Consider the following 26,344-nt stretch of genomic DNA (forward strand, 5'->3'; position numbering starts at 1 on the left):
GGCGGCCCGCATCATGACCACCGCACGTGAGAAGACCACTGCCGTGAAGGACCGTCCGGCCCCCGGCACCCCGCTGCTCGAAGTCCGCGACCTGCACGTCGAGTTCAAGACCCGGGACGGCGTCGCCAAGGCCGTCAACGGCGTCAACTACTCGGTCGCGGCCGGCGAGACGCTGGCCGTGCTGGGCGAGTCCGGCTCCGGCAAGTCCGTCACCGCGCAGACCATCATGGGCATCCTCGACATGCCGCCCGGCCGGGTCACCGCCGGCGAGATCCTGTTCCGCGGCCGGGACATGCTCAAGATGTCCAACGAGGAGCGCCGGAAGATCCGCGGCCGGAAGATCGCGATGATCTTCCAGGACGCGCTCTCCTCGCTCAACCCGGTGCTCTCCGTCGGCTACCAGCTCGGCGAGATGTTCCGGGTGCACGAGGGCGCCTCCAAGAAGGAGGCCAAGGCCAAGGCCATCGAGCTGATGGACCGGGTCCGCATCCCCGCCGCCGCCCAGCGCGTGGGCGACTTCCCGCACCAGTTCTCCGGCGGCATGCGCCAGCGCATCATGATCGCGATGGCGTTGGCCCTGGAACCGGACCTGATCATCGCGGACGAGCCGACCACCGCGCTGGACGTCACCGTCCAGGCCCAGGTGATGGACCTGCTCGCCGAGCTCCAGGCCGAGTACCACATGGGCCTGATCCTGATCACCCACGACCTCGGCGTGGTCGCCGACGTCGCGGACAAGATCGCCGTCATGTACGCCGGCCGTATCGTCGAGACCGCCCCCGTGCACGACCTGTACGCCAATCCCGCCCACCCCTACACCGAGGGCCTGCTCCGGTCGATCCCGCGACTGGACCAGAAGGGCGAGGAGCTGTACGCGATCAAGGGCCTGCCGCCCAACCTCTACAAGGTCCCGGCCGGCTGCGCGTTCAACCCGCGCTGCGACAAGGCCGTCGACCTGTGCCGTACCGAGGTCCCCGCCCTGCACCAGGTCACCGACCGGGACGGCGCGGAGCTCGCCGGGCGCAAGAGCGCCTGCCACCTCTGGAAGGAGACCCTCCATGGCTGAGCAGCCCATCCTGGAGGTCCGCGACCTGGTCAAGCACTACCCGCTGACCCAGGGCATCCTGTTCAAGAAGCAGGTCGGCGCGGTCAAGGCCGTCGACGGCATCTCCTTCGCCCTGCACAAGGGCGAGACGCTCGGCATCGTCGGCGAGTCCGGCTGCGGCAAGTCCACGCTCGCCAAGGTCCTGATGAACCTGGAGCGGGCCACCGCCGGCCAGGTGCTCTACAAGGGCGAGGACATCTCCCGGCTCTCCGGGGCCGCGCTCAAGGCGGTGCGCCGCAACATCCAGATGGTCTTCCAGGACCCGTACACCTCGCTGAACCCGCGGATGACGGTCGGCGACATCATCGGCGAGCCGTACGAGATCCACCCGGAGGTGGCGCCCAAGGGCGACCGCCGCAAGGCGGTGCAGGACCTGCTGGACGTGGTGGGCCTGAACCCGGAGTACATCAACCGGTACCCGCACCAGTTCTCCGGCGGCCAGCGCCAGCGCATCGGCATCGCCCGCGGCCTGGCGCTCAAGCCGGAGATCATCATCTGCGACGAGCCGGTCTCGGCGCTGGACGTCTCGGTGCAGGCCCAGGTGATCAACCTGCTGGAGCAGCTCCAGCAGGACTTCGAGCTCTCCTACATGTTCATCGCGCACGACCTCTCCATCGTCCGGCACATCTCCGACCGGGTCGGCGTGATGTACCTCGGCAAGATGGTCGAGATCGGCACCGACCTGGAGATCTACGACCACGCCACCCACCCGTACACCCAGGCGCTGCTCTCCGCGGTGCCGGTGCCGGACCCGGCGGACCGCGAGAACCGCGAGCGGATCATCCTCTCCGGGGACATCCCCTCCCCGGCCAACCCGCCCTCCGGGTGCCGGTTCCGCACCCGCTGCTGGAAGGCGGAGGAGCGCTGCGCCACCGAGGTCCCGCTGCTCGCCGTCCCGGAGCTGCCGGCGCCCGGCGCCCGGCACGAGTCGGCCTGCCACTTCGCGTCGGAGCGTGAGACCGCCGCGGCGTGAGACCGCCGCGGCGTGAGACCGCCGCTGCGTGAGCCGGACGCGGCCGCGGACGGGGGCACCGGGAGACACTCCCGGTGCCCCCGCCGCGTTCCTCCCCCGTCCGGCCCTACTGCGGTCGCGTCGCCGCGGCCCGCCCCTTCTCATGAGGTGAGATGCGTCTTACCCCCCTGAGGAGGAAGCTCCATGCCTGCAGGCACCCGCGTGCGCTGGGCCCTGGTCAGTGCGACGTCCGTGGCCCTGGTGGCCACGGGCTGTGGCAGTAGTGGCAGCGGCTCCGGCAGCGGTTCGTCCGACACCAGCAAGACGTTCACGTACCAGAGCAGCGAGCCGCAGAACCCGCTGCAGCCGGCCAACGCCAACGAGACCGGCGGCGGACGCATCGTGCAGAACCTGTTCAAGGGCCTGGCCGACTACGACCCGTCCAACGGCAAGCTGCGGATGCAGGTCGCCGACTCGATCGACACCAGCGACTCGCAGACCTACAACGTGACGCTCAAGTCGGGCTGGACCTTCCACGACGGGACGCCGGTGACCGCGAAGAGCTTCGTGGACGCCTGGAACTGGGCGGCGAACACCGGGAACAACCAGATCAACAGCTCCTGGTTCGGGGACATCGAGGGCTACAAGGACGTCCACCCGGACAGCGGCTCGCCGACCACCGACAAGATGTCCGGCCTGACCGTCCAGGACGACACCCACTTCACCATCAAGCTCTACAACAAGGTCTCGTACTTCCCGTACAAGCTGGGGTACGTGGCCTTCTCGCCGCTCCCGGAGGGGTTCTTCAAGGACCCGGCGGGCTACGGGCAGAAGCCGGTGGGCAACGGCCCCTACGAGTTCGTCAGCTGGGACCACAACTCGCAGGTGGTCACCAAGACCTTCGCCAACTACCAGGGCGTGGACAAGCCGAAGAACGGCGGCGTCGTCTTCAAGATGTACACCACCGCCGAGGCCGCCTACGCGGACCTGCAGTCGAACAACCTGGACGTGATGGACCAGGTGCCGCCGTCGGCGCTGGCGAACTACAAGAACGACCTCGGTGACCGGGCGATCGACTCCCCGCAGGGCGCGATCCAGAACATCGGCTTCACCCTCTACCAGGCCGACTGGCAGGGCCAGGACAAGGCCAAGGTCCGGCAGGGCCTGTCGATGGCGATCGACCGGGACACCATCACCAAGACGGTGCTCCAGGGCTCGCGCAAGTCGGCCACCGCCTGGGTCGCCGAGGGCGTCGAGGGCTACAAGTCCGGTACCTGCGGGGACTTCTGCACGTACAACGCGGACAAGGCGAAGCAGCTGATCACCGAGGGCGGCGGCGTCCCCGGCAACGCCGTCAAGATCACGTACAACGCGGACGGCGGCCACAAGGAGTGGGTGGACGCGGTCTGCAACTCGATCCGGCAGGCGACCGGGGTGGACTGCAGCGGCGACCCGAAGACCGACTTCAAGACCGCCCGCGCGGCCATCACCGGGCACCAGATCAACGGCCTGTTCCGCACCGGCTGGGTGCAGGACTACCCGCTGAACGCCAACTTCCTGGCCGACGTCTACAAGACCGGCGCCGCCTCCAACGACTTCGGCTACTCCAGCCCGGAGTTCGACAAGCTCGCCAACGAGGCCGACCAGGCCGCCTCGATCCAGGACACCGCGACCGGCTACCAGAAGGCCGAGGAGCAGCTGGCGATCGACATGCCGGCCATCCCGCTCTGGTACTACCGGACCAACTCCGGCTACTCCACCAAGGTCCAGAACGTCGCGTTCGACTCCTTCGGCAACCCGGCCTGGACCCAGGTCGAGGTCAAGGGCTGACCGTGCCCGCGCCGGCCCCGTCCTCCCCGCACGGAGGGCGGGGCTCCGGTACTACGTCACCCCTTCGGAGGGAGGGCTCCCATGGGCCGTTACGTGCTACGCCGCGTGCTCCAGATGATCCCGGTGTTCTTCGGGGCCACGCTGCTGATCTTCCTGATGGTGTACAGCCTGCCGGGCGACCCGGTCGCCGCGATGTTCGGCGACAAGGCGGCCGACCCGGCGACCGTGGCCAACCTGCGGCACCAGTACTACCTCGACCAGCCGCTGTGGAAGCAGTACCTGCACTACATGAACAACATCTTCCACCTGGACTTCGGCACCAGCTTCACCGGCCGCCCGGTCTCCGAGATCATGGCGGACGCCTTCCCGGTCACCATCCGGCTCGCCCTGGTCGCCTTCTTCTTCGAGATCGTGATCGGCCTCCCGCTGGGCCTGATCGCCGGCCTCTACCGCGGCAGCATCGCCGACACCCTGGTGCTGCTGGTCACGCTGATCGTCATCTCGATCCCGGTCTTCGTGCTCGGCTACATCGCCCAGACGATCTTCGCGATCAACCTGGGCTGGGTGACGGCGACCGTCCAGGACCCCCGGGACATCAGCCAGTTGATCCTGCCGGGCCTGGTGCTGGCCTCCCTGTCACTGGCGTACGTGGCCCGGCTCACCCGCACCTCGATCGGTGAGAACCTGCGCGCCGACTACATGCGCACCGCGGTGGCCAAGGGCCTGCCGCGGCACACCATCATCGGGCGGCACCTGCTGCGCAACTCGCTGATCCCGGTGGTGACCTTCCTGGGCACCGACCTCGGGGCGCTGATGGGCGGCGCGATCGTCACCGAGGGCATCTTCAACATCGCCGGTGTCGGCAACGTCCTCTACAAGGCGATCAACCAGAAGGAAGGCCCGACGGTGGTCGGCATCGTCACCGTGCTGGTGCTGGTGTACCTGGTCGCCAGCCTGGTCGTCGACCTGCTGTACGCCGTCCTGGACCCGAGGATCCGCTATGCCTGACCGGAACGGGGACATCCCCGACGAGCACGACCCGCTGCGGAACATCCAGCCCACCGACAGCGACCACCTGGACTACGTCGGACAGCAGGGACTGGCCGTCGAGCAGGAGACGCTGATCGAGCCGGACCCGGCCAAACGGGAACAGGCCCGCAGCCTGTGGGGCGACGCCTGGCGGGACCTGCGCAAGCGGCCGACCTTCATCGTCTCCGCCCTGCTGATCCTGCTGCTGATCATCATCGCGATCTTCCCCGGGCTGTTCACCGACGCCGACCCGCGGGCCTCCGACCTGACCCGCGACTACCTGCGCAAGCCCGACTACACCGACTTCTTCGGCGCCGGCTGGTTCGGCTACGACGGCCAGGGCCGCTCGATCTACGCCCGGGTGCTCTACGGCGCGCGGGCCTCGATCACGGTCGGCATCTGCGTCACCCTGGCGGTGACCGTGCTCGGCGGGCTGGCCGGGATGACCGCCGGGTACTTCGGCGGCTGGATCGACGCCGTGCTCTCCCGGCTCACCGACATCTTCTTCGGCATCCCGCTGCTGCTCGGCGCGCTGGTGCTGCTGAACGCGTTCACCACCCGCAACGTCTGGTCGGTGGTGATCGCGCTGGCGGTGCTCGGCTGGACCCAGCTGGCCCGCGTGATGCGCGGCTCGGTGATCACCGTCAAACAGTCCGACTACGTGGTCGCCGGACGGGCGCTGGGCGCCGGGACGGGGCGGCTGATGTTCCGCCACATCCTGCCGAACGCGCTCGCCCCGGTGATCGTGGTGGCGACCATCGCGCTGGGCGGCTACATCACCGCGGAGGCCACGCTGAGCTTCCTCGGCATCGGCCTCCAGGACCCGACCATCTCCTGGGGCGTGGACATCTCCTCCGCGCAGAAGGTCATCCGCCAGGCCCCGTTCGCCCTGTTCTTCCCGGCCGCCGCGCTCTCCGTCACCGTGCTGGCCTTCATCATGCTGGGCGACGCGGTGCGCGACGCCCTCGATCCGAAGCTGCGCTGAGCGAGGGGAAAGGCACATGAGCACCGTCGCCGACCAGGCCCGACCCGCCCGCGAGGAACCCTTCGACGGGCCGCTGCTGGACGTGAAGGACCTGCACGTCGAGTTCAAGACCCGGGACGGCGTCGCCAAGGCCGTCAACGGCGTCAACTACACCGTCAGCGCGGGCGAGACGCTGGCCGTGCTGGGCGAGTCCGGCTCCGGCAAGTCCGTCACCGCGCAGGCCATCATGGGCATCCTCGACATGCCGCCGGCCAGCATCCCGCAGGGGGAGATCCTGTTCCGCGGCCGGGACATGCTGAAGATGCCGAAGGACGAGCGCCGCAAGATCCGCGGGCAGAAGATCGCGATGATCTTCCAGGACGCGCTCTCCTCGCTCAACCCGGTGCTCACGGTCGGCTACCAGCTCGGCGAGATGTACCGCAAACACCGCGGCGACAGCCGCAAGGACGCCAAGGCCAAGGCCGTCGAGCTGATGGACCGGGTCCGCATCCCCGCCGCCAAGGAGCGGGTCAACGACTACCCGCACCAGTTCTCCGGCGGCATGCGCCAGCGCATCATGATCGCGATGGCGCTGGCCCTGGAACCCGACCTGATCATCGCGGACGAGCCGACCACCGCGCTGGACGTCACCGTCCAGGCCCAGGTGATGGACCTGCTCGCCGACCTCCAGGCCGAGTACCACATGGGCCTGATCCTGATCACCCACGACCTCGGCGTGGTCGCCGACGTCGCGGACAAGATCGCCGTCATGTACGCCGGCCGGATCGTCGAGACCGCCCCCGTGCACGAGCTCTACGCCCGGCCCGCCCACCCCTACACCCGGGGGCTGCTGGACTCCATCCCGCGGCTCGACCAGAAGGGCCAGGAGCTCTTCGCGATCAAGGGCCTGCCGCCCAACCTGCTGCGGATCCCGCCGGGCTGCGCCTTCAACCCGCGCTGCCCGCGGGCGCAGGACATCTGCCGGCAGGAGGTGCCGCCGCTGGCCCAGGTGACCGAGGACGACGGGACGCCGCTGGCCGGACGGCGCAGCGCGTGCTTCTTCTGGAAGGAGACCCTCCGTGACGGTTAACGGTGCCACTCCGCTCGGGGCGACCACCCCCGAGGAGGTCGCGTTCACCCAGGAGGTGCCGCGCGGCGAACCCATCCTGGAGGTCCGCGACCTGGTCAAGCACTTCCCGCTGACCCAGGGCATCCTGTTCAGGAAGCAGGTCGGCGCGGTCAAGGCCGTCGACGGCGTCTCCTTCGACCTGATGCAGGGTGAGACGCTCGGCATCGTCGGCGAGTCCGGCTGCGGCAAGTCCACGCTCGCCAAGGTCCTGATGAACCTGGAACCCGCCACCGCCGGCTCGGTGAAGTACAAGGGCGAGGAGATCTCGCACCTGTCCGGGGCCGCGCTCAAGGCGGTGCGCCGCAACATCCAGATGGTCTTCCAGGACCCGTACACCTCGCTGAACCCGCGGATGACGGTCGGCGACATCATCGGCGAGCCGTACGAGATCCACCCCGAGGTGGCGCCCAAGGGCGACCGCCGCAAGGCGGTGCAGGACCTGCTGGACGTGGTGGGCCTGAACCCGGAGTACATCAACCGGTACCCGCACCAGTTCTCCGGCGGCCAGCGCCAGCGCATCGGCATCGCCCGCGGCCTGGCGCTCAAGCCGGAGATCATCATCTGCGACGAGCCGGTCTCCGCGCTGGACGTCTCGGTGCAGGCCCAGGTGATCAACCTGCTGGAGCAGTTGCAGAGCGAGTTCAACCTGTCGTACATGTTCATCGCGCACGACCTCTCGATCGTCCGGCACATCTCGGACCGGGTCGGCGTGATGTACCTCGGGCGGATGGTCGAGATCGGCACCGACCTGGAGATCTACGACCACGCCACCCACCCGTACACCCAGGCGCTGCTCTCCGCGGTGCCGGTGCCCGACCCGACCGCGCGGGAGCACCGGGACCGGATCGTGCTGACCGGCGACGTGCCCTCCCCGGCCAACCCGCCCTCCGGGTGCCGGTTCCGCACCCGCTGCTGGAAGGCCCAGGAGAAGTGCGCCCGGGAGGACCCGGCGCTGACCGTGCGGGACTGGCTGGAGGGGCGGGCCCGGCACGACTCGGCCTGCCACTTCGCCGGCGAGCGGGACAACCTGATCTGACCCCGGCACGGAACGCGGCAGGGCCCCACCGAACGGATCGGTGGGGCCCTCGCGCGGGACGGCCGGGGGCTCAGACCCCGGCGCGCTGCTCCGGGACGGCGCTGGTGGTGCCCTCCTCGGGGAAGTGGCAGGCCGTCAGGTGCCCGGCCGCGTTACCGGAGAGCTGGATCAGCGGCGGCTCCTCCGCCGCGCACTTCTCCTGCGCCTTCCAGCAGCGGGTCCGGAACCGGCAGCCCGAGGGCGGGTTGACCGGGGAGGGCACGTCGCCGACCAGGCGGATGCGCTCGCGGTCGTCGTCCGGGTCGGCCTCCGGGACGGCGGAGAGCAGGGCGTGGGTGTACGGGTGCCGGGGGGACTCGTACAGCGACGTGCGGTCGGCGATCTCGACGATCTTGCCGAGGTACATCACCGCGACGCGCTGCGAGAAGTGCCGCACCACCGACAGGTCGTGGGCGATGAACAGGAAGGCGATGCCCAGCTCGCGCTGCAGCTCCTGGAGCAGGTTGACCACCTGCGCCTGGATCGACACGTCCAGCGCCGAGACCGGCTCGTCCGCGACGATCAGCTTCGGGCTCAGCGACAGCGCGCGGGCCACGCCGATGCGCTGGCGCTGGCCGCCGGAGAACTCGTGCGGGAAGCGGTTGTAGTGCTCCGGGTTGAGGCCGACCGTCTCCAGCAGCTCCTGCACCCGGCGCTGGACGCCGCCCTTCGGGTTGATCCCGTTGATCTCCATCGGCGCGCCGATGATCGAGCCGACGGTGTGCCGCGGGTTCAGCGAGGAGTACGGGTCCTGGAAGATCATCTGGATCTCGGACCGGATCGGCGCGAGCTCCTTGCGGCCGGCGTGGGTGATGTCCTGGCCGGCGTAGCGGATCTCGCCCCCGGTCGGCTCCAGCAGCCGGGTCACCAGGCGGCCGGTGGTCGACTTGCCGCAGCCGGACTCGCCGACCAGGCCCACCGACTCGCTGGGGAACACCTCCAGGTCCAGGCCGTCCACCGCGTGCACCGCGCCGACCTGGCGCTTGAACAGGAAGCCGTCCATCACCGGGAAGTGCTTCTGCAGGCCCTTGAGCGACAGCAGCGGGTCACCGGGGGCGGGCACCGGGACGGCCGGCTTGTCGAGGGTCAGTTCGTTGCTCATGGGGTCCCTCTCAGCCGAGCCGCGGCTTGATCTGGTCGATGAAGATGTCCTGCCGCTGCGCCGGGTTCAGGTGGCAGGCGGCGGCGTGCCCGGTCGCGGGGGAGAGCGGCGGGCGCTCCGTGGTGCAGCCGCCGCCGATCACGTACTCGCGGAAGTCGCAGCGCGGGTTGAACGGGCAGCCGGACGGCAGGTTGATCAGGCTCGGCGGGGTGCCGCGGACCGGCCGCAGCGGCACGTTCACGTCGCCGGTCAGGCTCGGCATCGAGGCCAGCAGGCCCCAGGTGTACGGGTGCTGAGGGGCCTTCAGCACCTCGCGGACGGTGCCGCGCTCCACGGCCCGGCCCGCGTACATCACCATGATGTCCTGGGCGGTCCGGGCGACCACGCCCAGGTCGTGGGTGATCAGGATGATCGCGGTGCCCATCTCCTGCTGGAGGTCCTTCAGCAGGTCCAGGATCTGGGCCTGCACGGTGACGTCCAGCGCGGTGGTCGGCTCGTCCGCGATGACCAGCTTGGGGTCGCAGACCAGCGACATCGCGATCATCGCGCGCTGGCGCATGCCGCCGGAGAACTGGTGCGGGTAGTCGTCGACCCGCAGGGTGGGCTGCGGGATGCCGACCTTGGTCAGCATCTCGATCGCCCGGTCCCGGGACTCCTTCTTGGAGGCGCCGGTGTGCTTGCGGTAGGTCTCGCCGATCTGCTTGCCGATGCTGTGGAACGGCGACAGCGCGGTCAGCGGGTCCTGGAAGATCATCGACATCTTCTGGCCGCGGAGCTTCTCCAGCGTCCGGTTCGAGGCGCCGATCAGTTCCTGGCCGTCCAGCTTGATCGAGCCGGTGATCTCGGTCCGGTCCGGGTTGTGCAGCCCCAGCACGGCCAGGTTGGTCACCGACTTGCCGGAGCCGGACTCGCCGACGATGCCGAGCGTGGAGCCCGGGGCGACGTCGAAGGAGAGGTTGTCCACGGCCCGGACCACGCCGTCCTCGGTGCTGAAGCGGACCGAGAGGTCGCGGACTGAGAGGAACGGCGTGCCGCCGCTGCCGGCGGACACCTCCTCGGGCTTGGCCTGGGTGGTCATGGACTGGGCTCCTCGGTGCGGTACGTGAGGTCGGGACTGCCGGTCGGCCGGGGTGTGGCCGTCAGGCCAGGCGGATGCGCGGGTCGATCAGGGCGTAGGCGGCGTCGACGATGATGTTGAAGAAGACGATCAGGGTGGCGGCCACCACGGTGACGCCGACCAGCAGCGACAGGTCGGAGTCGCGGAACGAGTGGATCGCCAGCTCGCCCAGGCCGTGCAGGCTGAAGGTCGTCTCGGTGATGATGGCGCCGCCGAGCAGCACGCCCAGGTCGATGCCGAAGACGGTGACGATGGTGCCCATCGCGCCGCGCCAGGCGTAGCGCATGAAGACCGAGGTGCCGGACATGCCCTTGGCCCGCGCCGTCCGCACGTAGTCCTCGGACAGCTGCTCGACCATCGAGGAGCGGGTCATGCGGGTGTAGTTGGCGGTCCAGATCAGCGACAGCACGATCCACGGCACCAGCAGGCCGCCGGCCCAGCCGATCGGGTCCTTGGTGAACGGCACGTAGGTCGGCAGGTCCAGCAGGTTGGTGCTGTAGCAGAGCGCCCAGAGCGCGAGCGGACCGGCCACGTAGATCTGCATCGAGGAGGCCAGCAGCGAGAAGGAGCTGGCGACCTTGTCGGCGGCCTTGCCCTGCTTGTGGGCGGCCAGCATGCCGGTGCCGACGCCGACCAGCAGGAAGATGATCGCGGAGCCGACGGTCAGCGACAGGGTGGTCGGGAAGCGGTCCGCGAGGATGCCGCCGACCAGCTCCTTCTTGTCGAAGGAGTAGCCGAAGCACGGGGCGCCGCAGTGGGTGCCGTTGAAGGTGCCGCCGGTGAAGATGGTGCTCAGCCAGTTCCAGTACTGGACCGGCCACGAGTGGTCGAAGCCCATGTCGTGCCTGATCAGGGCGAGGTTCTCGGGCGTGCAGGTCTTGCCGCAGTAGAGCCGCGCCGGGTCCGCCGGGATCGCGAAGAACAGCGCATACGTGATCATCGAGACGATCAGCAGGATGACGAGAGCGCCGAGGGTTCGGCGGACGAGGAATCGGAGCATCGGACGGGCTCTCCTGATCGGGGCGGGACACCGGCAGATCGTGCCGGTGTCCCGCCGTGAGCTACTGCTCGGTGACGACTACTACTTGACGTAGATGTTGAGCGGGGACTGCAGGCCGGCCAGGGTGTCGAAGGTGACGCCGCCCAGGCCCGAGCCGTACAGGCTCAGCGAGCGCTGGTAGACGTCCGGGATCGACAGCGCCTTGTCCTGGAGCTTCTTGTCGAGCGCGGCCCAGGCCTTGCCCTGCTCCACCGGGTCGGCGATCTTCGCCGCGGCGTCGATCGCGGAGTTGATCTCCGGGTCGTTCACGTGGGCGTAGTTCGCGGCGCCGTCGGCGATGGCGCGGCCGTCCCAGACCGGCTGCAGCGAGGTGTAACCGGTCGGCCAGTCGGCGCCCCAGCCGCCCCAGTACAGGTCGTACTCGTTGTTGACCAGGCCGATGGCGTCGTAGTAGGTCTTCGCGTCCAGCGGCTTCGGAACGAACTTGAAGCCGGCCTTCTCCAGCGCGTCGCGGATCGCCTCGGTGATCTTCTGCTGGAGCGGGGTGTTGTTGTACGCGTAGACGATGGTGGTGCCCACCGCGTTCGCCTCGGTCAGCAGCTGCTTGGCGGCGTCCGGGTCGCCCTGCGGCTTCTTGAGGATGCCGTACGGGTCGTAGGACTCGTAGCCCAGGACGGTCGGGCTCATGTACGAGGTGGCGTAGTCACCGTAGGAGGTGCCGCCGGACAGCTGGCGGGTCTGCTGGTGCGGGAACGCCTTGATCAGCGCCTCGCGGACCTTCTGGTCCTTGATGCGGGTGTTGTTGATGTAGTAGTAGTCGACGTACGGGGTCAGGCCCTCGAGGGTGCGGGGCTTGAGCTTCTCGTCCGCCTTGACCTGGTCGATGTACGACGGGTACACGGTGTTGTGGAACGAGAAGGTGGTCTTGTCGTCGCCGTTGTCCGCCATGAAGCGCTCGGTGGACTGCTGCGCCTGGACACCGAAGGTCATGTGCCACTTGTCCGGGTAGGCGTTCCGGATCGGGTCGGTGGCCGGGTCCCAGTTGGGGTTGCGCTCCAGGTCGAGCGAGCGGTCGGTGACGTGCTCGACGATCTGGTACGGGCCGGAGGAGAACGGCTTCTTGTCGTACTCCTCCTTCGTGTCGTTGGCCTTCGGCACGATGCCGTAACCGGTCATCGCCAGGGTGAAGTTGGCGTCCGGGTGGACGTCCGCGAAGGTGATGACCACGGTCTTGGCGTCCGGGGTCTGGACAGCGTCGAGCTCCTTGCCGCCGTAGGGGCCCTCGTACGCCTCGCGGTACTTGTCGCCCGAGATCCAGGTCTGGATGTAGGTCGGGCCGGCCTTGATGAACGAGGCGTAGGTGCGCTCGATCGAGTACTTGATGTCGGCCGAGGTGATCGGGCTGCCGTCCTGCCACTTCACGCCGTCCTTCAGCGTGAACTTCCAGGTCTTGCCGCCGTCGGTGGTGGAGCCGGTGTCGGTGGCGAGGTCGCCGACGAGCTTCTGCGAACCGTCCGGGAGGGTCTTGTAGCCCGTCAGCTGGCGGGTGAACAGCAGCGAGACCTCGGCGTTGTAGTTCATGTAGATCTGCGCCGGGTCGAGGTGCGAGAAGTCGTCGCGGTCGATCATGTTGACCGTGCCGCCCTTCTTCGCGCCGTCCTCGGGGGCGGCCGGGCCCTTCGAGTCGTCGGCGGTGCCGACCGAGATCGAGGTGGCCTTGACCGGGGCCTTGGAGGCACCCGCCTTGCTGCCGTCGCTGTTGCTGTGGCCGCTGGAGCACGCCGTGGTGACGGTCAGGGCCCCGGCCACCAGAATGGCGGCGGCGAGCCGCGTCTTGCGAGAGCTCATCTTCATCCTGCCTGGGATAGTTGTACGGAATCTTCGTGGGTGTGCCCGGGGCCTGGCTTTCCCGTCCCCCCGGAGTCTTGAGGGTCTGTCAGCGGTTGGTCTTCGGGTCGAACGCGTCCCGGACGGAGTCGCCGAGCAGGTTGAAGGCCAGAACGAACACCACCATGGCGAGGCCCGGGAAGAGCAGGAAGGTGACGTCGGTCCGGAGGAAGCCCGAGGCGTCGGCGATCATGCGGCCCCAGTCCGGGACCGGCTCGGACACACCGACACCGAGGTACGAGAGGCCCGCCTCGGCGGTGACGAACGCCGGCAGGGCGAGGGTGGACTGCACCAGGATCGGGGTCCACAGGTTGGGCAGGATCTCCTTGAAGATGATCCGCATCGGGGAGGCGCCGGTGACCTTGGCGGCCTCGATGAACTCGCGCTCGCGCAGGGACAGCGACACGCCGCGCAGGATGCGGGCCAGGCCCATCCAGCCGAGCAGCGACAGCACGATGGTGACCGAGACGAACGGCAGCCACTCCGGCACGCCCTGGTCGGGCTTGACCAGCAGGCTGGTGACCACCGGCATGGTGGCGATCAGGAAGATCTGCGACGGGAACGACATCAGCACGTCGATGATCCGGCCGATGAAGTAGTCGAACTTGCCGCCGAGGTAGCCGGCCGCGATGCCCAGCGCGACACCGATCACGGTGGTCAGCAGCGAGGTGGCGACGGCGATGATCAGCGAGGTGCGGATGCCGTAGATCAGCAGGGTGAACACGTCGCGGCCGAGGCCCGGCTCCAGGCCGAACCAGAAGTCGCCGCTCATGCCGCCGTTGGGCCCGGTGGGCAGGCCGGAGTCGGTCAGCAGGCTGACGTCCTCCTGGCCGTAGTGGGTCTTCGGGTCCTTGCCGTACAGCATGGAGATGACCGGCGCGAGGATCGCCACCGCGACGAAGAACAGCACGACGCAGGCGCTCACCACCCCGGTGCGGTCACGGAGGAAGCGGCGCCACATCAGCTTCCCGGGAGAGAGGCCGCGGAAGCCCGGATCTGCGGGCGCGTCGGCCGTGGCGTTGTCCGCGAGGTCCGACGTCGGCCCGGGACGGGAGGTGTCCCCGTCCGTCGTGGCCCCAGTAGGCGTCGTCATGGTGCTAAAGCTCCCGACCGTGGTCCGTGCAGAAGCAAGGAGTAAGAACTTGGATGAATGGACTCTTGCAAGTCGTTTATCGAACGTCAAGAGTTCCTCAGTTGTCGACGGCCCATTTCCTCCTTCGTGCTGGAATGTCAACCACTTCGTAGTTCCCGAACTCTTGACACCGGCTCGGCGAGACGGTCAAAACCGGACAAACGGCGTCAATGATCGTTCACATGTCCGTAACGATGCACGGTCAGCTCCGCTATCAGGACGTCGAGTTCGAGACCGTGTCCGGATGACGCGCGTAGAGCAAGTGTCCGGTTTGACGCCATTCACCGCAAATGGCGGGCGCAATTGAGTGTCCGATAATCGGACGCCGGTGTTTTCGGGCATGCCTCAGCGAATTCATGGGTAGGGGTCACCCAATTCGGGCGGTCCGCGGGGAACCGCCCGACTGGCATTTTCCCGCCATTGGCGGGACTTCGCCGCGGCGTTACCGCCGGCAGTTGTTACTTCGTCCGCCCGGTGTTCCCGCGGACCGCGTCGACGGGCTCGGCGGGATCGGTCCGGCGGCCTCCCGGGCCCCGCCGCCGACGGGGTCCGGGGTGGGACCGCGCGGACACGACGGGGGGCGCGGCGCCGCCGCCGTGGCGGTCAGGGCGCGCGGGAGGGAGCGGGGTCTCGGCACGCGGCACATCTTGCGTACCGGCGAACTGACTTGTCGACCTGCCGCGGATCAAGTATTGGTAACGCCGCGTGGCCGCCCGGTTGCGGCGCCCGGTTCGCCCTGTTCCGTGACGCCAGTGGCGAGGATTCGCCAGTGGGGCCGGGGCGCCCGTCCGGCGCCCCGGCCCCACCGGTGGATTGACGGCCCGTCAGGCCGGGATCTTGACCGTGCGGTCCTTGCCGGTCTTCGAGACGCCCTGCGCGATGGCGTCCGCCACGTCCTGCGCGGTGATCGCCGTCTGCTGGCCGTTGCGGGTGGTCTTCAGCTTGTCGAAGGTGGTGCCGACGGCGGCGGCCAGCTTGTCCAGGTCCCACTTGAGGACCACGGTGCCGGACGCGTCCGGGGCCAGCACCAGCGCCTTGGCGGCGGTGTTGCGGCCGAAGGCGAACTGCTTGGTGCCCGAGGTGACCGTGACGTTGCCGTTCAGCACCTGCTTGCCCAGGTCGTCGGCGGCGGCCTGGAGCACGTCCTGGCCGACCTTCGGCTGGGCGTCGGCGACCGGCAGCACCACCTCGGCGTCCGCCCGGCCGGCCGCCCGGCCGCGGTACGCCTGCTCGACCAGGTCGGCGGCGGCGGCCGAGTCCAGCGCCTTGCCGCCGGCGCCCGGGACCACCTCGGTGCCGCCCGCCTCGGTGAAGCGGACGTAGCCCTCCTGGAGGCTCTGCCCCGACTTGGCGCCCAGGTCGTCCAGGGCGGCCTTCAGCTTCGCCCGGTCGACCCGCACCACCGGTTCGACGGCCTTGGCGCCGCCGGTCAGCGAACCCAGCACCTCGACCGGGTTGTAGCTGTGCTTGGTCAGCGCGTCCACGGTCGCCGTGGTGTCGAAGCTCAGCCCGGCGCTGGCCGGGTCCAGGGAGACCGGCTGGTCGCCGATCCTCACCTTGAGCGGCTGCTGCCCGGCCTTGCCGACCGAGCCGTCCAGCGCGGTCACCGCCTGGTCGCGGGAGTCGCCGCCGATGTCGGTGCCCAGCACCGTGGTGCCCTTGGGGATGTCCGACTGGTTCATCATCAGGCCCGCGCCGTACGCCGCCGCGCCGAGGAACAGCACGCCGCCGAGACCGGTCACGACCAGCTTCCGGCCGCGACCGCCCTTCTTCTTCGCGGCGGGCGCCGGCTCCTCCCGCTCGGCGGGCGGCCGGGACTCGGCCGGGGCGTCCGGGGCCGGGGCCCGGGACGGTTCGCGCTTGGGCGTCGCGGCCCGCGAGCCGCCCGGGAACGGCTGCGCGGCGGGCAGGTCGGCGAACCGGCCGCCGCCCTCGCCGGCCGGGCGGGGCCGGGGCTCCTCGGCGAACGGGTCGCCGCCGTCCGGGGACTTCAGGAACAGCTGGGTGGTCGGCGGGTCCGATATGCCGGCGCCCGGGGCCGGCTCGTCGCCGGTGACCGGGTCGAAGCCGCCGATCTGGGTGTCCTCCGGCTCCCCGGCGGCCTGCGGCGGCTCCGGGCGCTCGCCGCCGCGCGGCCCGGGGGCGGGGGTGGCGAACGGGTCGGCGGCGGCGAACGGGTCGGCGCCGGTCCGCGGCCGGCCCTGGCCGGGGTGCGGGGCCGCGAACGGGTCCTCGGCGGCGGCCGCGGACGGGCCCGGCTGCTGCGGATGCTGGGGCTGCTGCGACTGAGGCGGCTGCTGGGACTGCGGCTGCTGCGGCTGCGGCTGGGCGAACGGGTCCTGCGGGCCGCCCTGCCGGGCCTGCGGCTGCTGCCGCTCCGACCGCCGGGGCTGCTGCGCGGCGAACGGGTCCTGGGCGAACGGGTCCTGGGCCGCCTGGTCCGGCGCGAACGGGTCCGGCGCGGCGGCGGTCCGGAACGGGTCGCCCTGGTGCGGCAGCGGGTGGCCGCCGGTGCGCGAGGACGCCGCCGGGTCGGCCGGGGCGAACGGCGAGGCGGGCGCGCCGGACGGGCGCGGCGCGGGCTGCTGGGCGGCCTGCTGGGCCCCCGGGGCGCCCTGCTGGGTCCCCGGGGCGCCCTGGGCCGGCCCCGCCGGGGCGGCGGCGGCCGGGGCGGGCTCCGGACGGCCCTTCTGGCGCGGCTTGAACCACTCGCCGGTGGACTCCGACTCGGACGGCTTCGCCGCCTTCGCCGCGGACGGCTCCTGCCACTCCGGCGGCAGGGTCGGCGGGACGGCGGTGCGCGCCCCGCCGTCCATCACGCCGAGCACCGGGTCGCCCGCGCCGCCGCGGTGGCGCGGTCCGGACGGCTCGGCGGGCGGCTCGTCCTTGACCTTGCTCTGCACCACGACCGGCGGGATCGGCCGCGAACCGGGGATGTTGATCCGCACCCGGGTGGTCAGCGTGGTCTCCGTGGTCTTCGGCGCGGCGGCCTCGTCGGAGCGCGGACCGGGAGCGGTCCGTCCGGCGGCCGGGTCCGCGCCGAGCCCACCGGGCACGCCGGTGCCGTACGGCGGGGTGCCCGACGGGTACGCGTCGGGGCCGCCGCGGCGGGGCTGCGGATGGGCGTTGTCAGATTCGCGGCTGCTCAATGCTGCTCTGCTCCGGGTTCGCGGCCGGGCCGGCCGGGCCGTCCGCTGCGTATGGGGCGGGGACCGCCGGACGGCGGCCTGCGGCCGTGCGGCGGGCCGACCGGCCCCGGGGACATCGGCTGTTCACATGTCGGCTGCGGCGAGCGCCCCGCCACGCGAGTGGTGCCGAAGCTACCGTCCGACCCGGCCGGGCCGGACAGGGGGGTGGTCCGCCGGGGCACCACCTTACCGACAAGGCATCCGGGCCGGAGGACGACCGGGCACCCCGGTGGCCCCCCGACCCGCCGTGCGCTAGCGGCCGCCGTCCTTGACGGCCCGTCGGGGCTCCGGCGCCGGTACGCCGAACAGGAACCCGGAACGGGTCGGCAGGGTCGCGCAGACCACGCCGAGCACCGCGCCGCCGAACAGGTACAGGTACGCGGACGGAGTGGCGGAGAGCACCAGGTCACCCTCCGGACGGGGCGCCAGCAGCACCGCCAGCACCACGAACCAGCCGCCCAGCGCGACGCCCGCGCCGAGCTTGGTGCCGGTCGCCCGCAGCCCCCCGTAGAACAGCCCGGCGCAGGCCGCCAGCGCCAGGACCACGCCGAAGCCGCCCCACAGGGTCTGCACGAAAGCTCCGCACACCGACACCGCGGCGCCGAGCAGGAACAGCACGACGTACACCGCGATCCGGACGCCGCGCGGCGGCATCGGCTCGGCCAGGCGCTGCTCGCGGGTGCCGAGCAGGAGCTGCGGGAGCCTCACCGCTCCACCCCCGCGAACAGGTCGGTCTCCGGGTCGCCGGGGCCGGGCTCGCCGCGCACCAGCTCGTAGTACTCGGTGGCCAGCAGCGGCTGCCCGAGGCCGTTGCTGAGCGCGAAGTGGCGTCCGTCCACCGTGATCTGGGTGGCGTGCGCCCGCATCGCGGCGGCCTTCGCCCCGGCGTGCGCCGCGTTGTCCAGCACCGTGGTGACCGCCTTGTCGTCCACCACGCCGGGGATCTGTCCGACCGGGGCGGTGCCCGCGAACGGCGCCTCGGCGGCGGTCTCCGCGAGCGCGGCCTCGATCACCGAGCGGGGCACCCGGTTGTAGTAGACCTTGGCGATCCGCCAGGGCGCGCCCAGCTCCGGGCGGAAGTCCGGGTCGGCGGCCAGCTCGTAGCCGCGCAGCGCCACCCGGTGCGCCTGGATGTGGTCGGGGTGGCCGTAGCCGCCGTTCTCGTCGTACGTCACCAGCACCTGCGGCCGGACCTCGCGGACCACCCCGGCCAGCAGGCCGGCCGCCTCGTCCACGTCCGCCCGCCAGAAGCAGGACGGGTCGTCGTTGTCCGCGACGCCCATCATCCCGGAGTCCCGCCAGCGGCCCGGGCCGCCCAGGAAGCGGTGGTCGGTGACGCCCAACGCGCGCATCGCGGCGGCGAGTTCGCCGATCCGGTGGGCCCCCAGGGCGTTGTCGCGGCCCTGCTCCAGATGGGCCAGCTCCGGCGGGATCACCTCACCGCCCTCGCCCAGCGTGCAGGTCACCAGGGTGACCCGGACGCCCTCGGCCGCGTACCGGGCCATCGTGGAGCCGTTGTTGATCGACTCGTCGTCGGGGTGGGCGTGCACCAGCAGCAGCCCGCGCGAGTCGGCCGGGGGTACGGAGGTCATGCCCGGCAGCTTACGGCCAGGCCGCGGCCCGCCCGGAGGGGGACACCCCGGGCGGGCCGCGCACGATCCGGCGCCGCGCTAGAGGTCCAGGCCGTTGAGCATCCCGGCCAGGTTGGACGTCACCTGCTGGATCGTCGGCGCGATCGAGCTGGACGCCAGGTAGAAGCCGAGCAGCGAGCACACCAGCGCGTGGCTCAGCTTCAGGGTCGACCGGCGGACCAGCACCACGACCACCACCAGCATCAGCACGACGGCGGAGACGGACAAAGCCATGACGGCTCACACCCTTCCTCGGGTGCGCTGCCCCGGGGCGGGGCAGCGGGCGGAACGATGTTCCAGACATACCCGATGAGTGACGTCCAGGTGACGTTCCGTGAGGCGGCCCGGGGTGTCGCGCCGCCCGGTCCGGTCGGCAGCGCCCCCGGTCAGCGGCCCTCCGAACGGTCGTACGCCTCCTCCGGGCGGGCTGCGCCGTCCGGGTGATCACCGGCGGGCGGGGCCGTAGGGTCGGGCCCATGACGACCGAGAAGCCGCAGGACACCTTCCCCCGGCAGTACGCCCGCACCGGGCGGTTCACCGCGGGCGCGCCCCGCTCGTTCAGCGTCTCCCCGGACGGAGCCGGGGTGCTGTTCCTGCGCGCCCGCGGCGACGGGCGGCACGGCAACCTGCTGTGGCGGCTGGACGTGGCCACCGGCGTCGAGCGGGTGCTCGCCGACCCCGGGGAGCTGCTCGGCGGCGGCGCGGAGGAGCTGTCCGCCGCCGAGCGGGCCCGCCGCGAGCGCAGCCGGGAGACCTCCGCCGGGATCGTCGGCTACGCCCTGGACGCGGCCGGGCGCACCGCCGCCTTCGTGCTCTCCGGGCGGCTGTTCGCGGTCGACACCGACAGCGGCGCGACCCGCGAACTGCCCGCCGCCACCCCGCTGCTGGACCCGCGGCCCAGCCCGGACGGCACCCGGGTCGCCTACGCCACCCCCGGCGGCGAGCTGCGGGTGACCGCCGCCGACGGCAGCGGCGACCGGCTGCTGGCCGGGCCCGAGGCGGCCGGGGTCAGCTGGGGGCAGGCCGAGTTCATCGCCCAGGAGGAGATGGGCCGCGACCGCGGCCACTGGTGGGCGCCGGACGGGAGCGCGCTGCTGGCCGCCCGGGTCGACGACACCCCGGTGCGCCGCTGGTGGATCGCCGACCCGGCCAACCCCGGCCGCCCGCCGGTCGAGGTCGCCTACCCGGCGGCCGGCACGCCCAACGCCGAGGTCGGGCTCTGGCGGCTCGGCCTGGACGGCACCCGCACCGAGATCCGCTGGGACCGGGCGGCGTACCCGTACCTGGCCCGGGTGCACTGGTCGGCCGGCGGGCCGCCGCTGCTCCAGGTGCAGGCCCGCGACCAGCGCGAACAACTGGTGCTGGAGGCCGACCCGGCCACCGGGGAGACCGCGGTGCTGGTCACCGAGCGGGACCCGGACTGGCTGGAGCTGTTCGCCGGATCGCCGGTGCGGCGGGCCGACGGGCAGCCGGTGCGGATCACCGACCGGGACGGCGCGCGGGTCCTGACCGTCGGCGAGCGGGCGCTCACCGACGCCGGGCTGCACGTGCGCGCGGTGCTCGGGACGGACGGCGAGCGGGTGCTGTTCACCGCCTCCGCCGGGGCCGCCGAGTTCGAGCGCCGCCCGCCCGGCTGGCTGGGCGTCTTCGAGGCCGGGCCGGACGGCGTCCGGGAGGTCGGCGAGGGCGCGCTCGGCGCGGTGCGCGGCGGCGGCACCACCGTGCTCACCACCGCCCACCCGGCGCGGCCCGGCACCACCGTCACCGTGCACCGCGCGGGCGCCGAACCGCTGGTGATCGCCTCGCACGCGGCCACCCCGCTGCTGGCGGCCCGGCCGGTGTTCCGGTTCGCCGGCGAGCGGCGCATCCCGTGCGCGGTGCTGCTGCCCACCGGTTACGACCCGGACACCGCCGGGAAGCTGCCCGTCCTGATGGACCCGTACGGCGGCCCGCACGGGCAGCGGGTGGTGCGGGCGCACAACCCGCACCTGGTGTCCCAGTGGTTCGCCGACCAGGGCTTCGCGGTGATCGTCGCGGACGGGCGCGGCACCCCCGGGCACAGCCCCGGCTGGGAGAAGTCGATCAGCCGGCGCACCGCCGAGGTCTCGGTCCGGGACCAGGTCGACGCGCTGCACGCGCTCGCCGAGCAGTTCCCGCTCGACCTGGGCCGGGTCGCGATCCGCGGCTGGTCGTACGGCGGCTACCTGGCCGCCGCCGCGGTGCTCCGCGAACCGGACGTCTTCCACGCCGCGGTGGCCGGCGCGCCCGTCACCGAGCACGACCTGTACGACACCCACTACACCGAGCGCTACTACGGCGACCCGCGCACCGAACCCGAGTCGTACCGGGCCAACTCGCTGGTGGAGATGGCCCCTTCGCTGCGCCGGCCGCTGATGATCGTGCACGGCCTGGCCGACGACAACGTGGTGGTCGCGCACAGCCTGCGGCTGTCCACCGCGCTGCTCGCGGCCGGGCGCCCGCACACCGTGCTGCCGCTGTCCGGGGTGACCCACATGACCCCGCAGGAGCAGGTCGCGGAGAACCTGCTGCTGCTCCAGGTCCGTTTCCTGAAGGACGCGCTCGGCCTGTCGTGACCGCCCGGACCGTGACATCCGTCATGCGGAGGTCACGACGGCGCGCACTGCCGCCGACACCCCCGTCCCGGGGAGTCTGGAGGAGTCGGAGAGAACGGCTCTCGAAAGGACTCGGTTCGGATGACGACGGGAACGGGGGAGGTCGCGGCCTTCCGGAACGTCAGCAAGAGCTACGGCCGGGTGAAGGCGGTGAACGGCCTCGACCTGGTGCTGCGCCCGGGCGAGACGGTCGCCCTGCTCGGCCCCAACGGCGCGGGCAAGTCCAGCAGCCTCGACCTGCTGCTGGGCCTGCGCGAACCGGACGGCGGCACGGTCGAGCTGTTCGGCGGCACCCCCCGCGCGGCGATCGCGGCCGGCCGGGTCGGGGCGATGCTGCAGAGCGGCGGCCTGATGACGGACGTCAAGGTCCGCGAGATCGTCGAACTGGCCTGCAAGGTGCACCCCCGCGGCCACGGCGTCGACGAGGTGCTGACCACCGCCGGGATCACCGAGATCGCCGACCGGCGGGTCGACAAGCTCTCCGGCGGCCAGGAGCAGCGCGTCCGGTTCGCCCTCGCGGTGGCCGGCGCCAACGACCTGATCGTCCTGGACGAGCCCACCACCGGCATGGACGTCTCGGTCCGCCGCCAGTTCTGGGAGGCCATGCGGGCCCAGGCCGACGCCGGCCGCACCGTGCTGTTCGCCACCCACTACCTGGAGGAGGCCGACTCCATCGCCGACCGGGTCCTGGTCCTGCACAAGGGCCGGCTGATCGCCGACGGCTCCTCCGCCGAGATCAAGGCCCGGGCCGGCGCCCGCCGGATCGGCTTCGAACTCCACCCCTCCGACGGCGGCGCCTTCGACGAGGCCGTGCTGCGCGCCCTGCCCGGCACCGTCGGCCTGGACGTCAGCACCCGCGCCGACGGCGTGCGCACCGTCCGGATCCGCTCCGCCGACGCCGACGCCGGCGTCGCCGCGCTCTACAAGGCGGGCCTGTACCCGCGCGGGCTGGAAGTCACCAGCCTCGGCCTGGAACAGGCCTTCCTCACCATCACCGGCGAGCAGGACCGCAACGAGAGCGAAGAGGAGAACGCGCGATGATCACCCTGGTCAGGCTGGAGATCCTGCGCACCCTGCGCAACAAGCGGTACCTGATGTTCACCGTGCTCTACCCGGCGCTGCTGTACGTCTTCTTCATCAGCGCCTACGGCAGCGGCGGCACGGTGGCCGGCGGGGTCTCGGTCAAGTCGTACTTCATGGTCTCGATGGCCACCTTCGGCGCGGTCGGCGCCGTGCTGACCGGCTCCGCGCAGCGGATCTCGCTGGAGCGCAAGAGCGGCTGGACCCGCCAGCTGCGGCTCACCGCCCTGCCCGGCCGGGCCTACACCCTGGGCAAGATCGCCGCCTGCGCGGTCACCACGCTCCCCGCCATCCTGGTGGTCTTCGTGATCGGCGCGATCGAGGGCGTCGACCTCACCGCCGCCCAGTGGCTCGGCCTGGGCGTCGCGCTCTGGCTCGGCAGCTTCGTCTTCGCCGCGCTCGGCGTCGCCCTCGGCTACGCCGCCCAGCCGGACGCGATCCAGCCGGTCGTGATGATCGTCTACATGCTGATGGCGCTGTTCGGCGGCACCTGGTTCCCGGTCAGCGACTCGCTGAAGACCTACGCCCGGTTCAACCCGGTCTACGACTACAACCAGCTGGCCTCGTTCATCCACGGCCAGGGCGTGGCCGGCCTCCCGATCGTCGCGCTCGCCGCCTTCCTCGCGGTCTTCACCGCCGCCGCGGCCTACCTGTACCGCAAGGACGCCCAGCAGGCATGATGGCGCCCATGCAGACGCCCGCACCGGCCCGCCGCCCCGACCGGAACGGGGAGGACGGGCCGGACGGCCGTTGGACCACCTACCCCGGCGCGCCGGTGGACACCAAGCGCCAACTGATGGTCAAGCTCGCCTGGACCTCGGTCTGGGCGTTCTACCTGGCCTACCCGCTCCAGGACCTGGCGACCCGGCAGCACACCCGGTCGGCGACCGTCGCCGGCGCCGTCGCGCTGGTCGTCTTCCTGGCCGCCTACCTGACCGTCGTGATCGTCCGCAACCGCCGCGGCCACCCGGCCCGGCAGTACCTGCCGCTCGCCCTGATGGCCGCGATCGCCGTCGGCACCTCGTACACCCTCGGCGAGTCCTGGCTGACCCTGTTCACCTACACCTCGGTGTGCGCCGCGGTCACCTTCCCCGGCCGGCTCGGCATCGTCGGCGTCCTCGCCACCACCGGCGTCTTCGCCCTGGTCGGGCTGACCAGCCGCGCCGACGTCGAGACCATGGTCAGCATCGGCCTGCCCTGCGTGCTGGCCGGGCTCGCCATGCTCGGCATGCAGCGGCTGGTCACCACCATGCGGGAGCTGCGCGAGGCCCGGGCCGCCGTCGCCCACCTCGCCGCCTCCGAGGAACGGCTGCGGTTGGCCCGCGACCTGCACGACCTGCTCGGCCACTCGCTCTCGCTGATCGCCATCAAGGGCGAACTCACCGGACGCCTGATGGACGCCGGCAAGACCGCCGACGCCCGCGCCCAGGTCGCCGACATCGAACAGGTCGCCCGGCAGTCGCTGGCCGACGTCCGCAGCGCCGTCAGCGGCTTCCGCCGCCCCACCCTGCCGGTCGAACTCGCCGCCGCCCGCACCGCGCTGGCCGCCAGCCAGGTCGCGCTCGACGCCGACCCCCGGCTCGCCGAGGACCACCCCGGCCTGGGCCCCGAGGAGTCCGGCGTGCTCGCCTGGGCGCTGCGGGAGGCCGTCACCAACGTGGTCCGGCACGGCGCCGGCGCCACCCGGTGCGGCGTCCACCTCGACGAGACCTGGGAGGAGGACGGCCGCTACGCCGTCCTGGAGGTCGTCGACAACGGCCCCGGCCCCGGCAAGTCCGCCGCCGGCAACGGCCTGTCCGGCCTCGGCGAGCGGCTGGCCCAGGTCGGCGGCCGGCTGGAGACCGCCGCCGCCAACCGCGGCAAGGGCTTCCGGCTGCGCGCCCTGGTCCCGCTGCGGCCCGGACCCAGCGGGGAATAGGCTGCCCGACGTGACGGACGGAACGGATGCGCGACCGGTGCGGGTGCTGCTCGCCGAGGACCAGGGCATGGTGCGGGAGGCGCTCGCCGCGCTGCTCTCGCTGGAGGGCGACCTGGAGGTGGTCGCCCAGGTCGCGCGCGGCGACGAGGTGGCCGCGGCGGTGACCGAGCACCGGGTCGACGTCGCGGTGCTGGACATCGAGATGCCCGGCATGACCGGCATCGACGCCTGCGCGGAGGTCCGGAAGGCCAGGCCCGGGACGAAGGTCGTCATCGCCACCACCTTCGGCCGGCCCGGCTACCTGCGCCGGGCGATGGAGTCCGGGGCGGACGCCTTCCTGGTCAAGGACGCCCCCGCGGCAGAACTCGCCGAGGCCATCCGGCGGGTGCTGCGCGGCGAGAAGGTGATCGACCCGACGCTGGCCGCCGCGGCCCTCTCGGAGGGCGCCAACCCGCTCACCGGCCGCGAGCGCGACGTGCTCGCCGCCGCCGCGGACGGCGCGGTCAACGCGGACATCGCGGCCCGGCTGCACCTCTCCGAGGGGACGGTGCGCAACTACCTGTCGATGGCGATCCAGAAGACGGCCGCCCGCAACCGCGCGGAGGCGGTCCGGGTCGCCCGGGAGAAGGGCTGGCTGTAGGCCGCCGCCCGCGCACCGTCCGGCCGGGCGCGTTCAGTTGAGCCGGTGCCGGGCCGACCTCGCCTCCAGGCGGACCTTCGCCGCGCTCTCCGGATCGAAGGCGTCCAGGATCTTCGCGTAGTCCTCCATCTCGGCGGCGCCGCCCAGGAAGTCGCCGGTCTTGACCAGCAACTCGGCCCGCTCCAGGCGCAGTTGCGCGGGGTGGCGGGGCAGCAGCAGGGCCAGTTCGGCGGCCCAGAGCTGGGTGCGGGCGTGCTCGGGGCGGTCGGCGGCCCAGCGCCGGATGTTGCCCAGGACGCGCAGCACGGTGTCCAACGGCTGCGCCGGGGTGAGCAGTTCGGGGGAGAACGGGTGGCCGGAGGCGGCGACCAGGCGCTCCACGTCGGAGACGTCGAGCAGCCGGCCGCCGTGGAACGGGTCGGCCAGCACGTACTCGTCGCCGCCGCCCGGATCGCCCACCGCGACGATGAAGTGGCCCGGCAGCGCGATGCCGTGGACGGTCAGCCCGGCCCGGGCGGCCACCGCCGACCAGACCAGCGAGAGCATGATCGGCAGCCCGCGGCGGCGGCGCAGCACCTCCGGCAGCAGCGAGGACTCCAGCCGGAGGTAGTCGGACTGCCGGCCGTGGAAGCGCTCGCGCCCGCCGAGCACCGCCGCGAGCAGCGCGGCGGTCTCCTCCGGGCCGCTCGGGCGGCGTTCGGCGACGGCCTCGCGGATGGCCGCGGCGTGCCGGTCCAGGGCGGCCTGACAGGCCGTCAGGAGGGCGTCCGGGGACGGCTGTTCGGCACTGTCGCCGGGGTCGCCGAGGGTGTGCTCGGCGGCGGCGAGCAGGCACAGCAGCACCGGGTCGGGGTGTTCGCCCCGGGCTTCGGTGCGGAAGCGGGTTCTGCTCTGCTCGGTCACTGCGGCCTTCGGTTCAGCAGCGGTCGTGG

At 71.7% G+C, this 26,344-nt stretch carries 22 protein-coding genes; 12 read left to right on the plus strand and 10 right to left on the minus strand.

Features of this window, described 5'->3' with window-relative positions:
* Positions 1-13: 13 nt before the first annotated feature.
* The 7 genes from ACIQVD_RS06010 (at position 14) to ACIQVD_RS06040 (ending at position 8,045) form a co-directional block, all read left to right on the plus strand.
* Positions 14-1,066, plus strand: a complete 1,053-nt coding sequence (locus tag ACIQVD_RS06010) for an ABC transporter ATP-binding protein (RefSeq protein ID WP_100836509.1) — start codon at positions 14-16, stop codon at positions 1,064-1,066.
* Complete coding sequence (locus tag ACIQVD_RS06015; protein WP_400682095.1) at positions 1,059-2,078, plus strand: ABC transporter ATP-binding protein; 1,020 nt, start codon at positions 1,059-1,061, stop codon at positions 2,076-2,078. Before ACIQVD_RS06010 ends, ACIQVD_RS06015 begins: the two co-directional genes overlap by 8 nt.
* Before the next feature lie 183 nt (positions 2,079-2,261).
* Entirely contained in the window at positions 2,262-3,887 is a 1,626-nt protein-coding gene (locus tag ACIQVD_RS06020; protein WP_400682093.1) for an ABC transporter substrate-binding protein, read from the plus strand.
* A gap of 81 nt (positions 3,888-3,968) precedes the next feature.
* The gene (locus tag ACIQVD_RS06025; protein WP_400682091.1) at positions 3,969-4,895 is read left to right on the plus strand and encodes an ABC transporter permease; all 927 of its coding nucleotides are present in this window, start codon (positions 3,969-3,971) and stop codon (positions 4,893-4,895) included.
* Positions 4,888-5,901 carry an ABC transporter permease gene (locus ACIQVD_RS06030; RefSeq protein ID WP_400682089.1) on the plus strand — a complete coding sequence of 338 codons (1,014 nt, stop codon included), beginning with the start codon at positions 4,888-4,890 and terminating at the stop codon, positions 5,899-5,901. Before ACIQVD_RS06025 ends, ACIQVD_RS06030 begins: the two co-directional genes overlap by 8 nt.
* A gap of 16 nt (positions 5,902-5,917) precedes the next feature.
* Positions 5,918-6,970 carry an ABC transporter ATP-binding protein gene (locus tag ACIQVD_RS06035; protein ID WP_400682086.1) on the plus strand — a complete coding sequence of 351 codons (1,053 nt, stop codon included), beginning with the start codon at positions 5,918-5,920 and terminating at the stop codon, positions 6,968-6,970.
* Positions 6,960-8,045, plus strand: coding sequence for an ABC transporter ATP-binding protein (locus ACIQVD_RS06040; protein ID WP_400682085.1), 1,086 nt, complete (start codon positions 6,960-6,962; stop codon positions 8,043-8,045). Before ACIQVD_RS06035 ends, ACIQVD_RS06040 begins: the two co-directional genes overlap by 11 nt.
* Positions 8,046-8,115: 70 nt before the next feature.
* Here the strand turns inward: ACIQVD_RS06040 and ACIQVD_RS06045 are convergent, their stop codons facing one another.
* The 9 genes from ACIQVD_RS06045 to ACIQVD_RS06085 all read right to left on the minus strand — a co-directional run bounded on the left by ACIQVD_RS06045 (position 8,116) and on the right by ACIQVD_RS06085 (position 19,375).
* A complete protein-coding gene (locus tag ACIQVD_RS06045) occupies positions 8,116-9,186 on the minus strand; it encodes an ABC transporter ATP-binding protein (protein WP_400682083.1) in 1,071 nt (356 codons plus the stop codon).
* A gap of 10 nt (positions 9,187-9,196) precedes the next feature.
* Entirely contained in the window at positions 9,197-10,264 is a 1,068-nt protein-coding gene (locus ACIQVD_RS06050) for an ABC transporter ATP-binding protein (RefSeq protein ID WP_400682081.1), read from the minus strand.
* Positions 10,265-10,325: 61 nt separating this feature from the next.
* The gene (locus ACIQVD_RS06055; protein ID WP_100836500.1) at positions 10,326-11,303 is read right to left on the minus strand and encodes an ABC transporter permease; all 978 of its coding nucleotides are present in this window, start codon (positions 11,301-11,303) and stop codon (positions 10,326-10,328) included.
* An 81-nt stretch (positions 11,304-11,384) separates the two neighbouring features.
* The gene (locus tag ACIQVD_RS06060) at positions 11,385-13,151 is read right to left on the minus strand and encodes an ABC transporter substrate-binding protein (protein ID WP_400682078.1); all 1,767 of its coding nucleotides are present in this window, start codon (positions 13,149-13,151) and stop codon (positions 11,385-11,387) included.
* Positions 13,152-13,239: 88 nt separating this feature from the next.
* Positions 13,240-14,283 (minus strand): ABC transporter permease, encoded by a 1,044-nt coding sequence (locus tag ACIQVD_RS06065; RefSeq protein WP_100836498.1) that lies wholly within the window; start codon positions 14,281-14,283, stop codon positions 13,240-13,242.
* Positions 14,284-15,146: 863 nt separating this feature from the next.
* Positions 15,147-17,471, minus strand: a complete 2,325-nt coding sequence (locus ACIQVD_RS06070) for a hypothetical protein (protein WP_402286329.1) — start codon at positions 17,469-17,471, stop codon at positions 15,147-15,149.
* Between the two features lie 291 nt (positions 17,472-17,762).
* Entirely contained in the window at positions 17,763-18,218 is a 456-nt protein-coding gene (locus ACIQVD_RS06075) for a DUF6113 family protein (protein ID WP_400682075.1), read from the minus strand.
* Positions 18,215-19,102 (minus strand): N-acetyl-1-D-myo-inositol-2-amino-2-deoxy-alpha-D-glucopyranoside deacetylase, encoded by an 888-nt coding sequence (gene mshB / locus ACIQVD_RS06080; protein ID WP_400682074.1) that lies wholly within the window; start codon positions 19,100-19,102, stop codon positions 18,215-18,217. The genes ACIQVD_RS06075 and mshB overlap by 4 nt, the downstream gene beginning before the upstream one ends.
* A 78-nt stretch (positions 19,103-19,180) precedes the next feature.
* On the minus strand, positions 19,181-19,375 hold the full coding sequence (locus ACIQVD_RS06085) for a DUF2304 family protein (protein WP_100836494.1): 195 nt from the start codon (positions 19,373-19,375) through the stop codon (positions 19,181-19,183).
* Between the two features lie 242 nt (positions 19,376-19,617).
* On the opposite strand from ACIQVD_RS06085, the gene ACIQVD_RS06090 reads away from it, so the two are divergent.
* The 5 genes from ACIQVD_RS06090 to ACIQVD_RS06110 all read left to right on the plus strand — a co-directional run bounded on the left by ACIQVD_RS06090 (position 19,618) and on the right by ACIQVD_RS06110 (position 25,412).
* Positions 19,618-21,735 carry an alpha/beta fold hydrolase gene (locus tag ACIQVD_RS06090; RefSeq protein ID WP_400682073.1) on the plus strand — a complete coding sequence of 706 codons (2,118 nt, stop codon included), beginning with the start codon at positions 19,618-19,620 and terminating at the stop codon, positions 21,733-21,735.
* 120 nt (positions 21,736-21,855) lie between these two features.
* Positions 21,856-22,815 (plus strand): ABC transporter ATP-binding protein, encoded by a 960-nt coding sequence (locus tag ACIQVD_RS06095; protein WP_402286331.1) that lies wholly within the window; start codon positions 21,856-21,858, stop codon positions 22,813-22,815.
* Positions 22,812-23,534, plus strand: a complete 723-nt coding sequence (locus ACIQVD_RS06100) for an ABC transporter permease (RefSeq protein WP_400682071.1) — start codon at positions 22,812-22,814, stop codon at positions 23,532-23,534. The genes ACIQVD_RS06095 and ACIQVD_RS06100 overlap by 4 nt, the downstream gene beginning before the upstream one ends.
* A gap of 8 nt (positions 23,535-23,542) precedes the next feature.
* Positions 23,543-24,772: a sensor histidine kinase gene (locus tag ACIQVD_RS06105; RefSeq protein ID WP_400682068.1), complete on the plus strand. Its 1,230-nt coding sequence runs from the start codon at positions 23,543-23,545 to the stop codon at positions 24,770-24,772.
* Between the two features lies 1 nt (position 24,773).
* Positions 24,774-25,412 (plus strand): response regulator, encoded by a 639-nt coding sequence (locus ACIQVD_RS06110; protein WP_402286705.1) that lies wholly within the window; start codon positions 24,774-24,776, stop codon positions 25,410-25,412.
* A 33-nt stretch (positions 25,413-25,445) separates the two neighbouring features.
* Here ACIQVD_RS06110 and ACIQVD_RS06115 read toward each other — a convergent pair whose 3' ends face one another.
* A complete protein-coding gene (locus ACIQVD_RS06115) occupies positions 25,446-26,315 on the minus strand; it encodes a transglutaminase family protein (protein WP_400682066.1) in 870 nt (289 codons plus the stop codon).
* Positions 26,316-26,344 lie beyond the last annotated feature (29 nt).

The organism is Kitasatospora sp. NPDC090308, assembly GCF_044769485.1.
GTDB lineage: Bacteria > Actinomycetota > Actinomycetes > Streptomycetales > Streptomycetaceae > Kitasatospora > Kitasatospora fiedleri.